The organism is Pseudomonas kurunegalensis (assembly GCF_030291635.1).
GTDB lineage: Bacteria > Pseudomonadota > Gammaproteobacteria > Pseudomonadales > Pseudomonadaceae > Aquipseudomonas > Aquipseudomonas monteilii.
Genome location: NZ_CP127871.1, coordinates 3,874,548 through 3,887,311 on the forward strand (window position 1 = coordinate 3,874,548; position 12,764 = coordinate 3,887,311).

Genomic DNA, 12,764 nt, shown 5'->3' on the forward strand with positions numbered 1-12,764 from the left:
TTGGTTTGATTAGCATTACAACAGAAATACCCGAAAAGGACTGCCACGACATTGTAAAAGGACTGCTAATTAGCCTAGACCTACGTGCTGATAAATCCTAAGACACTCAACAAATTACTTGTGTTACAGGGGACGCTACCGCCAAGAAGCACAACACATCAAAAAACTGATTGTTTCAACCTTACCGGAATTTTAACTTGTCTAGCCGTAACATGCCGACCAACGCAAACTGCGGTTTTCGAGTTAAGGTTGGTTGTAGCCATTGATCACTAGGTTCACTCTATGGAATTTGAACTCCCGAAAGCCGGCTTCCTCAGCTCAGAGGTTGAGGACGCAGTACCGGCCATCTTGCAAGCAAACCATGAGCTTTTCGGCTTTGCCAGAGACGTGAACCACCTTATCATGGCGATTGCTCAAGAGGCGGTGAATACCGTGCACACCAGCTCAATGAGTGAAGAAGCCGTTTTGGTACGGCTGCTTATGCGAGCAGCGGGCTTTTATCAGGGAGCACTGCTGATGGCTGAGCGCGGGATGTTTGTCGAGTGCCGTTCTATGGCTAGATCAGTGATCGAAGTCAGTCTTGCAGTTTCTGCAATGGACGGCAACAAGGGCACATTCATACAGATGCTCAGGGATGACCATTTGAAAAGCCGGCGCAATCGATACCAAACTCTTCACACTCAAAGCACGGACACCGAGGCACGAAAGGCCCTTCAGGCGGCGATAGACCAGCTCGAAAAGTCGCTCAGCCTCATCAGTCCGAAGGCGCTAGCGGCGCTTGGCCCTCTGGAGGGCTCTTACTTCGTTTATCAGGCCCTGTCTGACAACGCCGGGCACGTTTCCGCCTCATCCCTGGATCACTACATAGAACCCCAAGAAGGCCGAAAATACTGGAACTATAAGGTCGGCGCAGGAACCCCAGACGAAGTTGCCGCCTCACTCTACTACTGCCTATACGGTGTGATTCCCGTAGCCGTAGGTGTGGCTGATCTCCTCAGTCTTGAGCAATTTGCTACGCAGATACACGAGGTGGTCGACCGCTTCGACAAAACCTCCGCCCCATTATTGGTGTAAAGCTAAACCCCTGGCTTGCCTTGAGGGTGACCTGCTTGAGGGTCCGCATAGGAATCAGTTGGATGGATCAAACCGTCAGCGACTACAAGATGCACAAGGCCGGCAAGCCAGGACAGTCAGTTCACTGATAGATGGATTCTTCTCCACACGCGCCAGCTCTTTCAGTTGAATGTCGGCGTGATCTACCCCTCCTTGGAAATGTAATCCGACGTGGTGGCACATTAACGATGTCCTGTCATCTCGGCAATGCCATTCATTATCATGGTTTGTCGAATCTGGCTAACCGTTACAGGCTGGAGCTTCATATCTGCTTTGTGGGCCAGGGCGGTCAGCATTCTGGTCAATGTTGTCGGTGGCATAGGACACTTTTTATCCCCGTGAGAGTGGAAGATCAGGTCACCTTCGGAGATCTTACTGGCCCGCGCATACCCGGCGATCGCGTCTTGGCAGCTTTCTGGTAGAGGAATGAATTCATCGCCACGTGTCTTTAGCTTCTGGAAAACAGCCTGATTACCAACCCATCGCAGTGTCTTGAACTCTGAGGAGCGCAAGCCTGCCTGGATACACGCCAACAGCGCCCGCTCCCTGGGAGTTCCGGAAAGATTGGCCACTTTTCTCAGGGTCTGAACAATCTCTAAAGAAAGCAATCTGGGGCCGATTGAGACTACGCAGGGTTGCTTGAACGCCACCAGAGACGCCAGAGCAAACGAATCCAACAGTTGCCTCAGCTGATCTTGCTTAGCGGTCGTATTTCCCAGCACCAAGTGTGAGGTGATCGCGTTGAAAATCGCTGACTTGGCCTCATTCTCGGTCATCGTCGCTTGTGCAGGAGAACCTTCTTTGGCTGTCTGTTCGAGATCGTAAAAGCTCTCGTAGCCGAATCCTTTTGCGAGGATGTCCTTCGCAAAGGACAAGGAGACCCTGGATGGCCCATGCAACAGCTTGCGCAACTGCTTGGCCAAGCTCTTGAAGCCACGGTTTCGGATCAGGTCGTCGGGATGGACTGGGATGCGCATGCAAATCTCCGCTCGTCAGGGTGTCGGCTGCCCGCTGACTCATCGAGATGCGTGCGAGAGAATAAAGTGCTGCACCCTGTGGCTAAGCCTTCACGAGCCGACCGTTTGATCCAGGGGGAGATCAGTGGACGACAAAGCTACCACGCTCATTTTCGGGATGTCTAGGCGCTGCTCAGATATGGCGTGCGTGCCAGTTGGTGCATAAGTGCACCATCAGCCTTATGCTGGAGTTCGAAAGGTGGGTTCGCCAGACGATTGCTACATATGGCAGTCCTCAGCAGGCAGATGCCTGAATCTATAATCACTCTATAATCGTCTATAAAAGCCTATAAACCCCATGCTACAGGGCCTACAGACGAACAGAGTACAAATGTACTCCCTCGTATTCGTGCTCATTCAAGCTACCCTTCACCCTGCCTATAGGAAATGTAATGCTGAGGCTAATGGATGAAAGCGTTTGTTGCGCTGCTAGGCCCCGACGACCCACTGATGAAGCAGGCATTGGATGCGCTGAGGATCTATCAGGAAGCGGTAGATGCAGGCGCGCCGGCCAACGTCATCCAGCAGTACAAGAGTGAGGCTGAAGAGCTTTTCCAAGCCGTTTCTGACTACTATCAACGCTCGATGGGTCGTCCATCCGGCACGCTGCACTGAACTGACAACAGCACACCCACTGGGCCCTTCCGCAGCAAGCGGTATGCGCATTCCTTGTGGAACCCTAGGCTCCAGAATATGGTTCGATCTCGTAATCGATCAGCAGATCCCTCACTGCGCCACAGATCCGCGGTTCATAGTCCATCTCCAAATCAGTAATCGAGAGCGCCACTGCAATTTTCATAGCCTCTAGATCCAACGTAGACGGATCGAAAGGCCAGACCTGGACTCTGCTCACGGTAGTGTCCATGAAGTGGAATTCATCGACCACTTCAACCTTGTCTTTCATCTCCGCCCAAGCCTCTAGCGATACTCCATAGCTGCGCTGAGGGTGATCGCCAAGCATTGTGTGCTCTGAAAGAAAGCTGTCCGCGACAAGGACCAGGCCACTCGAATCCAGATTGCGGACGAAGTGGTCCGACAGTCTCGGGCTTGAAACCAAAGATCTTAGGTAAACAATCTTATGGGGCGGGTCGAACTGATCGAGATACTCTCTGACCTTCTGTACAAGGTCAGGCCTATTGGGCATCAGGAGATTTGGACACTCAAACATGGACGACACCCTGATCAGCCATCGATTGCTCAAGACGGCTAACGACGCCCTCAAGCAAGCGCTCATCATCGGCGGTAGCCATGTCACACGGAGCACGATTCCCCAGTTCGGGCAAAGGGTTGTGAAGCCACTGCGCAGCGGCTCGGAGATCTCCAGAGAAAAGCTCGCAGGCCCAGTTGATTGCCTGCTTTGCGTAGCGAACGTTTCGCGCCGCCTGACGCTCGGGGATCAGTTGTGATTTTCTGTAGATGTCTGGATGCTGATACACCAGCTCTCCTTCATCTTCGGCCCATCCTCCATCGGGAAACTCTGAAAACCGTGACCCAAACTCGGTCATATAGGAGTATCGTACGCGCCCATCATCACCAGGAGAAAAGCGCTTCATCTCCAGCAACAATTCGCATCGCCATGTCAGAACTCGGCTTCCGTCTGAGGTTTTCACAGGGCTCATCAAGTAGATTTCACCGATACTAGTATTCGACCATGCGGTGTTAACAAATCGTTGAAATTCATTTCCATCATCGATTTGCACCATTCTCGGCTCAGGACAGCTAGCGTTTTCATTCACTTGCAGATGTGTAATCCAGAACCATTCTGTCATAGAGATTCGCGTAACAATCTTCCACGCCTGGGTAACACTGCCAGGGGCAGCCCCCATGCTAGATCGCTCAAGCGCTGGATGCGTATAAAACATAGACGTATTCTCCCGAATTTATTGACTTCGACATGCAGTATTTTATCAACCTGGATTGGCTGATCTACAGGCAGGGCATAGAACTCGAACCCATCCCTGCCTATCCGGCGCAATACGACCTTGCCCGCCACAAATCTCACAAGTCACATAGGACATCCAGAACGCAACATCTACTGCCCCTCGGGTGTACTCATCAAAGCCAGTGAGCGTGCACTGAAGAATACCCATTTTCTGTTTGATGTAATTGAAGGTGATAGGACGCCCAGTATGATTGGCTCGATTTTGTAGTGCGTAGCACATGGAGGTAATTAGCGACTTCCATCCATTGCCGCACTCGATACCCCAGACGGCATCATCAGGAACACCCTCATTGAAACCAAACAGAGAAGGAAAACGGGTGAGCAATTCGTGCTCCACATCAAAATCCATGCAGCCTCCTACCGCCTCGTCGTTAGAGGTAAATGACATTGACACCACTACTAAAAATTAAATTATATACCCGTTCTCATGCATAGAAAATCGAACACCCGATTGTGAAATCAGTCATTCGCGCAAGAGCTAGAAGGGAAGCCGATTTCTAGGCTAACAGATTATCAATGTTATGCAAATTCAAAAACAGCCTATTGGCCGTCGTCAAATTCACTCCACTGTGGCCCTATGCTGCCTTTTGAGCACATGGGTAGACGATGACACCTGATGAGGAAGATCTGGCAAGGGCATTCGGACTGGCGCTGAATAAGGTGAGGCTGCGGCACAACCTTTCGCTCCTTGAGCTATCCAAGCTTGTCAGTGGTCGCACATACCTGAGCGACCTGGAGCGAGGTCTGAAGCTGCCCACGCTAGGCAAAATCGACACGATCGCTCGGGCTCTAAATGTCCATCCTCTGTCACTACTCATGCTTGCGTATCAGCAGCACGAGCAGCTAGAGACTCATCAGATCCTTGCTAAGCTTGAAGACGATTTTAAATTCCTAGACCGGTGATCATCCTACCTAGGAGTCAAGATTGAGCGCAGAACTGGGAGTGAAAGCAGAGCATCTTCCAACTCCAACTGCGCACCTTCTATTTCACTTTCAAAATATTCTTAAAGCCAATCTTTATACCACTAAGTAAAAAATCACCTTTAGAGCCTTGCTTCGGGATCCAGCAAAAATTATCAAGGCTTTAGACAACCCTCAAAACAGAAGCTTCTGAGTTCAAAAAACCAGCGAGAATCGAAGCACCTGCAAACGAATTACTGCATGCAATTATGCAACATAAACTCTCTCAGCCCCAAAACCATCAGCACAGGGCATTGTTTTCCATTAACGATGACGGCAAGACAGCTCATAACAAAGATACCTGACTCAACCGCCAAATACTGGCTATACACCGCCTCAATAAAAATTCATTCCCCCCAATCAAATTGGAATGCCTTTCGAATCATTTCAAATTAACAGCGCAAGCGGAAGCACTGCGGGCCGCCTCCCTTCGTTGAGAAGAAATCGAGCGTGCTCCCAATAGACCCTCTCATACTCGGTTATATCTTGAGCCTTTAGAGACTCTGCAATCACATGACAATCCTCTATCTGAAAAGCCACCTCTTTCAAGTCCGAGATCAAAGCCCTAACTTTAACCACAACCTCAACATCAGGAAAAATTGTATCCTGAGACAAGAGACAGCGATCAATGCTAAATTTTTCACCCAAAGCTTTGAGAAACTCACAAACATCACCAATGCACTCAGCTCTAAATGCGAAACTATTCATCGAACACCCCAACACTATTTTAAACGTGCCGCACCTATACACACAGTCGCGGCAACACTATAATTTTTTCCAATCAAGACGCAGATCTGTACAACCTGATTGACATTTCTTCAATCAAACACCTGGATAAAACTCACGAACATTTGATTGCGCCACCCTTCAAATCTAAGATCTTAGGATCATCTGTTTCTTGATAAAGCAAGAACAGGACCGTGAAGGTCAGCTAGACAGAAAGCTACGAGGGCGCCCCCCCGAATAAGTCATGTCCGTCCGTAATGACAAGTTCGATTACGTCCGCTCGATGTGACACACCTGTAAACGAAGACCTGCTGAAGCTGGGCAAGCGCGTTGCCGAACTTGCCGAAAGCAAGGACGTCGACGGCATCGTCATCACCCACGGCACCGACACCCTGGAAGAAACCGCCTACTTCCTCAACCTGGTGGAAAAGACCGACAAGCCCATCGTGGTGGTCGGTTCGATGCGCCCGGGCACTGCCATGTCTGCCGACGGCATGCTCAACCTGTACAACGCCGTGGCCGTGGCCAGCGACAAGCAATCGCGCGGCAAGGGCGTGCTGGTGACCATGAACGACGAAATCCAGTCTGGCCGTGACGTGAGCAAGTCGGTCAACATCAAGACCGAAGCGTTCAAGAGCGCCTGGGGCCCGATGGGCATGGTAGTGGAAGGCAAGTCGTACTGGTTCCGCCTGCCGGCCAAGCGCCACACCGTCAATTCCGAGTTCGACATCAAGCAGATCAGCAGCCTGCCGCAGGTAGACATCGCCTATGGCTACGGCAACGTGACCGACACTGCCTACAAGGCGCTGGCGCAGAACGGTGCCAAGGCACTGATCCATGCCGGTACCGGCAACGGCTCGGTATCGTCGCGGGTAGTGCCGGCGCTGCAGGAGCTGCGTAAGAATGGCGTGCAGATCATCCGCTCGTCGCACGTCAATCAGGGTGGTTTCGTGCTGCGCAACGCCGAACAGCCGGATGACAAGAACGACTGGGTCGTGGCCCATGACCTGAACCCGCAAAAAGCGCGGATTCTGGCGATGGTGGCGATGACCAAGACCCAAGACAGCAAAGAGCTGCAGCGGATCTTCTGGGAGTATTGATCGTTCCTCCCTCAGGGCCGGCACGCCGGCACTGGGGGCTTCGCTCCGACCCTACTGGCTAACACGCGCACCCTGTAGGAGCGGCCTTGTGTCGCGATGGGCTGCGCAGCGGCCCCAGGGTTTAAGCTTCGCCGCAGAAATCGTCGGGGCTGCTGCGCAGCCCATCGCGACACAAGGCCGTTCCTACAAAAAGCTCGCGCAAGACCAGGAGAAGGTCATGGCGCGATGCGCTTCAGCTCGTTTAACAACCCCATCAGCTGCTGCAGTTTCTCTTCGCCAAACTGCGCCTGAATCTTCTGGTAATTGGCTTCCATCCCCTCCTTCATCGAGGCAAAGCACGCCTCCCCACCCTCGGTCAGCGTCACGAAAACACGTCGCTGGTCCTGCGCGGCCTTCTGTCGCCGAACCAGCCCGTCACGCTCCAGCCGCCCCAGCACCCCGGTCATGCTCGGTTTGAGGATGCAGGCCAGCTCTGCCAGTTGGTAATTCTCCAGCTCGCCATGCTGCTTGAGGATACGGATCACCCGCCATTGCTGCTCGGTCAGGTCGTGCTCGTTCAACAGCGGCCTGAAAAATGCCATTGCGGCTTCCCGGGCCTGCAGAAGGCTCAGCGTGAGCGAAGGTTGCGTCTTGGTCATGGTCAAGCCTGTGGTTTTTCTCTGTTCACGAATTTAAGGGCATGCGCGATGGAAAGTGCAATCTGTTCCACGGAAAACCCATTCAAGCCCGGCGCGCGGGCTGCGACCATCCGCTGCAAACAACAACATATTCCGGGTGCCCTGCCATGGCCCTTTCACTGCAAGCCCGCCTGCCGTTGGCGGTACTCCCCGGGTGTGAGCTTGGCGTAGCGGTTGAAGAAGCGGCTGAAATAGGCCGGGTCCTTGAAGCCGAGCTGGTAGCAGATTTCGTTGGCCGTGCTGCCAGAGAACAACAGCAGGCGCTTGGCTTCCTGCATCAGCCGCTCCAGCACCAGGCGCTTGGACGGCAGGTCGGCGATGCGTCGGCACACGTCGTTCAGCCGCGCCTCGGTCACGCCAATTTGCTGCGCGTAGCGGGCCAGCGGCCAGTGCTCCAGGTAATGCGCTTCGATCAGTGCATTGAAACGGTGGAAGATTTTCAGGTCTTCGTGCCGCGCCGGGGTCGACTCCAGCGAGTGGGGGCACAAGCGCAACAGGCTGATCATGATCAACCGCGTCAGCGACTGCATTGCCGCCTCGCGCCCCGGTTGTTGCGTGGCAAATTCGTCGCTCAACGCTTCCAGCCAACCTTGCAGGCGCTGCGCCTCGGCCTGGTATTCGGTCGGCAAATTACCCAGCGCCACACAGGCCGGCTGCACCTGCATGCCCGCCGGCAGCAGGCTGGCATCGGCTTCAATCAGTTGCCACACCAGTTGCTGGCGCACGGTCAGCACATGCCCGTCGCTGTCCGCCTCGGTGACGAAAGCATGGGCCACCGTCGGCGGCGTGAGGAAAAACATCGGCCCCGATTCGATGTACTGCTGGTCGTCCAGATACACGCGCACCGTGCCCGACTTCACGTAATGCACCTGAAAAAACCGGTCATGCCGGTGCACCGGCATGTTGCGCCCGAAAAAGCCCGCCAGGTTGCCCAGCCGGTCGTAATGCACCTCGCTGTCGCTGTAGCGCTGGTCGTAGACCTGGCCGATGTTGATGTTCGGTATCGGATGCCGGTCGCTCATGGCTGCTTGCTCGCAAATCGCTTGACCCTGTTGACGATGGCCCATGGTGCACCGCCTTGTCGGCAGGCGCCACTGGCCACCCCTTGACCATCGTTAACATATTAACTATAACATTAACACATTAACAAAATCCGCAGGACGGCCACCGCCCTGCACTGCCAGGAGAAGAGCATGAGCCATGCCCTGCATGACGTTGCCAGCGGCACCCTGTTCGGCGTCGCGCTGAACTACCAGGGTTTGCTGCAGCAGCACCGCGCGGCGTTTGTCGAAGCACCGTACAAGCAGTTGCCGGTCAAGCCGGTGCTGTTCGTGAAAACCCCGAACACCCGCAACCAGCACGAAGGCCAGGTCGTATTTCCGGCCGGCGTGCAGCGCCTGCAACCTGGCCCGGCGCTGGGCGTGGTGATTGGCAAGGACGCCAGCCGCGTCAGCGTGGCCGATGCCCTGAAACATGTGGCGGGCTACACCATCGTCAACGAGGTCAGCCTGCCCGAAGACAGCTACTACCGCCCGGCCGTCAAGGCCAAGTGCCGTGACGGCTTCTGCCCGTTCGGCCCCGAACTGGTACCGGCCAGCCAGGTGGCCAACCCCGATGCCCTGGGCCTGCGCCTGTTTGTGAATGGTGAACTGCGCCAGCACAACAACACCGCCAACTGCGTGCGCACGGTGGCCCAGCTGATTGCCGAAATCAGCGAGTTCATGACCCTGCACGCCGGCGACATCCTGATCACCGGCACCCCCGAGGGCCGCGTCGATGTACAGCCAGGCGACCGCGTCGATATCGAGATCGACGGCCTGGGCAAGCTGACCAACCACATCGTCGCCGAGTGAGGAATTACCTGTGAAACACGCCCGTATCCAGTTCGACGGCCAGGTTCATGACGTTACCGTCGAAGGCGATCAACTGCGCCTGGCCGACGGCCGCCTGGTCCATCAAGACCAGGTCACCTGGTTGCCACCCGCCACCGGCAGCATGTTCGCCCTGGGCCTGAACTACGCCGACCACGCCAAGGAGCTGGCCTTCGCTCCGCCCACCGAACCCCTGGCCTTCATCAAGTCGCCGGGCACCTACACCGGCCACAACCAGGTCACCTGGCGCCCGGACAATGTCGAGTACATGCACTACGAGTGCGAGCTGGTCGCGGTCATTGGCAAGGTGGCGAAAAACGTCAAGCGTGAAAACGCCCTGGACTACGTAGCCGGCTACACCGTGTGTAACGACTACGCCATCCGCGACTACCTGGAAAACTACTACCGCCCCAACCTGCGGGTGAAGAACCGCGATGCCACCACCCCGGTCGGCCCGTGGATCGTCGATGCCGCCGATGTGCCGGACGTGAGCAACCTGAAGCTGCGCACCTGGATCAACGGTGAGCTGAAGCAGGAAGGCACCACCGCAGACATGATCTTCGACATCCCGCACCTCATCGAATACTTCTCCAGCTTCATGACCCTGCAACCGGGCGACATGATCGCCACCGGCACGCCGGAAGGCCTGGCCGATGTGGTGCCGGGCGATGAAGTGGTGGTGGAAGTGGAAGGCGTCGGTCGCTTGGTCAACCGTATCGTCAGCGAAGCTGACTTCTTCAAGAACAACAAGGCGTGAGCAGCATGATCAAGCACTGGATCAACGGCCGTGAGGTCGAGAGCAAAGACACCTTCGTCAACTACAACCCGGCCACCGGCGATGCCATTGGCGAAGTCGCCAGCGGCGGCGCCGAAGAAGTGGCCCAAGCGGTGGCTGCAGCCAAGGAAGCCTTCCCCAAGTGGGCCAACACCCCGGCCAAGGAACGTGCCCGGCTGATGCGCAAGCTGGGTGAGCTGATCGAGCAGAACGTGCCGAAACTGGCCGAGCTGGAAACCCTCGACACCGGCCTGCCGATCCACCAGACCAGGAACGTGCTGATCCCGCGTGCCTCGCATAACTTCGACTTCTTTGCCGAAGTGTGCACCCGCATGGACGGCCACACCTACCCGGTCGACGACCAGATGCTCAACTACACGCTGTACCAGCCGGTGGGTGTGTGTGGCCTGGTGAGCCCGTGGAACGTGCCGTTCATGACCGCCACCTGGAAGACCGCGCCGTGCCTGGCACTGGGCAACACGGCGGTATTGAAGATGAGCGAACTGTCGCCGCTGACCGCCAACGAACTGGGCCGCCTGGCGGTTGAGGCCGGCATCCCCAACGGCGTGCTGAACGTGATCCAGGGCTACGGCGCTACCGCTGGCGACGCACTGGTCCGCCACCCGGATGTGCGCGCCATTTCCTTCACTGGCGGCACCGCCACCGGTCGCAAGATCATGCAGACCGCTGGCCTTAAAAAGTACTCGATGGAACTGGGCGGCAAGTCGCCGGTGCTGATTTTCGAAGACGCCGACCTGGAACGCGCACTGGACGCCGCACTGTTCACCATCTTCTCGCTGAACGGCGAACGCTGCACCGCCGGCAGCCGTATCTTCATCCAGGAAAGCGTGTACCCGCAGTTCGTTGCCGAGTTCGCCGCCCGCGCCAAGCGCCTGATCGTGGGTGACCCGACCGACCCGAAAACCCAGGTCGGTTCGATGATTACCCAGCAGCATTACGACAAGGTCGCCGGCTACATTCGCATCGGCATCGAAGAAGGTGCACGCCTGGTCGCCGGTGGCCTGGAGCGCCCGGCCAACCTGCCGGCGCACCTGGCCAAAGGGCAGTTCATCCAGCCCACCGTGTTCGCCGACGTGAACAACAAGATGCGCATTGCCCAGGAAGAAATCTTTGGCCCGGTGGTGTGCCTGATCCCGTTCAAGGACGAAGCCGAAGCGCTGCAACTGGCCAACGATACCGAGTACGGCCTGGCCTCGTACATCTGGACCCAGGACATCGGCAAGGCCCACCGCCTGGCACGCGGCATCGAGGCCGGCATGGTGTTCATCAACAGCCAGAACGTGCGCGACCTGCGCCAGCCGTTCGGCGGCGTGAAAGGCTCCGGTACCGGGCGCGAAGGTGGGCAGTACAGCTTCGAGGTCTTTGCAGAGATCAAGAACGTGTGTATTTCGATGGGTAGCCACCACATTCCTCGCTGGGGCGTGTGACCTGACCCTGGATGATTGACACGGTCCCTGTAGGAGCGGCCTTGTGTCGCGATGGGGCGCGCAGCGGCCCCAAGATTTCAGCTTCGCCGCAGATATCGCCGGGGCCGCTGCGCGCCCCATCGCGACACAAGGCCGCTCCTACAGGGGACCGCGTCTGCCACAAGACAACAACAACGTCGTATCGGAGACCCCCATGGGCAAACTCGCTCTCACTGCCAAGATTACCCATGTACCGTCCATGTACATGTCCGAACTGCCAGGCCCGCGCCAGGGCTTTCGCCAGGCAGCCATCGACGGGCATTACGAAATCAGCCGCCGCTGTCGCGAGCTGGGCGTAGACACCATCGTCGTGTTCGACACCCACTGGCTGGTCAACGCCAATTATCACGTACTGTGCGGGCCGCACTTCGAGGGCGTGTACACCAGCAACGAGCTGCCGCATTTCATCAGCAACATGCCCTACGCCTTCCCTGGCAACCCCGAGCTGGGCAAGCTGATGGCCGAAGAGTGCAACCGTTTCAACGTCGAAACCATGGCCCACCACGCCACCACCCTTGCCCCCGAGTACGGCACCCTGGTGCCGATGCGCTACATGAACCAGGACCAGCACTTCAAGGTGGTCTCGGTTTCGGCACTGTGCACCTCGCACTACCTGGCCGACAGCGCCCGCCTGGGCTGGGCCATGCGCAAGGCAGTAGAAGACCATTACGACGGCACCGTGGCGTTCCTGGCCAGCGGCTCGCTGTCGCACCGTTTTGCGCAAAACGGCCAGGCGCCGGACTTCGCCACCAAGGTGTGGAGCCCGTTCCTGGAAACCCTCGACCACCGCGTGGTGCAAATGTGGCAGGACGGCGAGTGGGATGCCTTCTGCGGGATGCTGCCGGAGTACGCCGCCAAGGGCCACGGCGAAGGTTTCATGCACGACACGGCCATGCTGCTGGGTGCGCTGGGCTGGTCCGACTACGACGGCAAGGCTGAAGTGGTTACGCCCTACTTCGGCTCGTCCGGCACCGGCCAGATCAACGCGATCTTCCCGGTCACCCCGCAGGATGGCAAGGCCATCCCGGCGGCGCAGGCTGCCAACCCGGCTGCGGTGGTGTCCACCAGCCGCTTGTAACTCACCTGTCTGTGGCTGG

General features: G+C 56.6%; 14 protein-coding genes and 1 pseudogene. 8 read left to right on the forward strand and 7 right to left on the reverse strand.

Annotated elements, in window-relative coordinates:
- The first annotated feature begins 282 nt into the window (after nucleotides 1–282).
- Complete coding sequence (locus QQ992_RS17550) at nucleotides 283–1,074, forward strand: DUF5677 domain-containing protein (RefSeq protein WP_286110502.1); 792 nt, start codon at nucleotides 283–285, stop codon at nucleotides 1,072–1,074.
- 221 nt (nucleotides 1,075–1,295) lie between these two features.
- Here the strand turns inward: QQ992_RS17550 and QQ992_RS17555 are convergent, their stop codons facing one another.
- Complete coding sequence (locus QQ992_RS17555) at nucleotides 1,296–2,090, reverse strand: site-specific integrase (protein WP_286110503.1); 795 nt, start codon at nucleotides 2,088–2,090, stop codon at nucleotides 1,296–1,298.
- A 489-nt stretch (nucleotides 2,091–2,579) separates the two neighbouring features.
- Here QQ992_RS17555 and QQ992_RS17560 point away from each other — a divergent pair, with 489 nt between their 5' ends.
- Entirely contained in the window at nucleotides 2,580–2,744 is a 165-nt protein-coding gene (locus tag QQ992_RS17560; protein ID WP_286110504.1) for a hypothetical protein, read from the forward strand.
- Between the two features lie 64 nt (nucleotides 2,745–2,808).
- Here the strand turns inward: QQ992_RS17560 and QQ992_RS17565 are convergent, their stop codons facing one another.
- The 3 genes from QQ992_RS17565 to QQ992_RS17575 form a co-directional block, all read right to left on the reverse strand.
- On the reverse strand, nucleotides 2,809–3,297 hold the full coding sequence (locus tag QQ992_RS17565; protein WP_286110505.1) for a hypothetical protein: 489 nt from the start codon (nucleotides 3,295–3,297) through the stop codon (nucleotides 2,809–2,811).
- Complete coding sequence (locus tag QQ992_RS17570) at nucleotides 3,290–3,898, reverse strand: MbcA/ParS/Xre antitoxin family protein (RefSeq protein ID WP_286110506.1); 609 nt, start codon at nucleotides 3,896–3,898, stop codon at nucleotides 3,290–3,292. Before QQ992_RS17570 ends, QQ992_RS17565 begins: the two co-directional genes overlap by 8 nt.
- Before the next feature lie 138 nt (nucleotides 3,899–4,036).
- Nucleotides 4,037–4,420, reverse strand: coding sequence for a hypothetical protein (locus QQ992_RS17575; RefSeq protein WP_286110507.1), 384 nt, complete (start codon nucleotides 4,418–4,420; stop codon nucleotides 4,037–4,039).
- 257 nt (nucleotides 4,421–4,677) lie between these two features.
- Between QQ992_RS17575 and QQ992_RS17580 the strand changes: the two genes are divergently transcribed.
- Nucleotides 4,678–4,974 (forward strand): helix-turn-helix domain-containing protein, encoded by a 297-nt coding sequence (locus QQ992_RS17580; protein WP_286110508.1) that lies wholly within the window; start codon nucleotides 4,678–4,680, stop codon nucleotides 4,972–4,974.
- A gap of 444 nt (nucleotides 4,975–5,418) precedes the next feature.
- Here the strand turns inward: QQ992_RS17580 and QQ992_RS17585 are convergent, their stop codons facing one another.
- Nucleotides 5,419–5,739, reverse strand: coding sequence for a hypothetical protein (locus QQ992_RS17585; protein ID WP_286110509.1), 321 nt, complete (start codon nucleotides 5,737–5,739; stop codon nucleotides 5,419–5,421).
- 317 nt (nucleotides 5,740–6,056) lie between these two features.
- On the opposite strand from QQ992_RS17585, the pseudogene QQ992_RS17590 reads away from it, so the two are divergent.
- Nucleotides 6,057–6,857: pseudogene (locus QQ992_RS17590) on the forward strand (asparaginase domain-containing protein); the annotation flags it as partial.
- 215 nt (nucleotides 6,858–7,072) lie between these two features.
- On the opposite strand, the gene hpaR reads toward QQ992_RS17590, so the two are convergent.
- Together hpaR and hpaA are read right to left on the reverse strand one after the other, a co-directional pair.
- Entirely contained in the window at nucleotides 7,073–7,495 is a 423-nt protein-coding gene (gene hpaR / locus QQ992_RS17595) for a homoprotocatechuate degradation operon regulator HpaR (protein WP_286110510.1), read from the reverse strand.
- 155 nt (nucleotides 7,496–7,650) lie between these two features.
- Nucleotides 7,651–8,556, reverse strand: coding sequence for a 4-hydroxyphenylacetate catabolism regulatory protein HpaA (hpaA, locus tag QQ992_RS17600; protein WP_119370635.1), 906 nt, complete (start codon nucleotides 8,554–8,556; stop codon nucleotides 7,651–7,653).
- A gap of 171 nt (nucleotides 8,557–8,727) precedes the next feature.
- Here hpaA and QQ992_RS17605 point away from each other — a divergent pair, with 171 nt between their 5' ends.
- From QQ992_RS17605 to hpaD, 4 genes are all read left to right on the forward strand, one after another.
- On the forward strand, nucleotides 8,728–9,387 hold the full coding sequence (locus QQ992_RS17605; RefSeq protein ID WP_119370608.1) for a fumarylacetoacetate hydrolase family protein: 660 nt from the start codon (nucleotides 8,728–8,730) through the stop codon (nucleotides 9,385–9,387).
- Nucleotides 9,388–9,397: 10 nt separating this feature from the next.
- Complete coding sequence (locus tag QQ992_RS17610; protein ID WP_286110511.1) at nucleotides 9,398–10,162, forward strand: fumarylacetoacetate hydrolase family protein; 765 nt, start codon at nucleotides 9,398–9,400, stop codon at nucleotides 10,160–10,162.
- 5 nt (nucleotides 10,163–10,167) lie between these two features.
- Nucleotides 10,168–11,628: a 5-carboxymethyl-2-hydroxymuconate semialdehyde dehydrogenase gene (hpaE, locus tag QQ992_RS17615; RefSeq protein WP_286110512.1), complete on the forward strand. Its 1,461-nt coding sequence runs from the start codon at nucleotides 10,168–10,170 to the stop codon at nucleotides 11,626–11,628.
- A gap of 193 nt (nucleotides 11,629–11,821) precedes the next feature.
- Entirely contained in the window at nucleotides 11,822–12,745 is a 924-nt protein-coding gene (gene hpaD, locus QQ992_RS17620; RefSeq protein WP_286110513.1) for a 3,4-dihydroxyphenylacetate 2,3-dioxygenase, read from the forward strand.
- Nucleotides 12,746–12,764 lie beyond the last annotated feature (19 nt).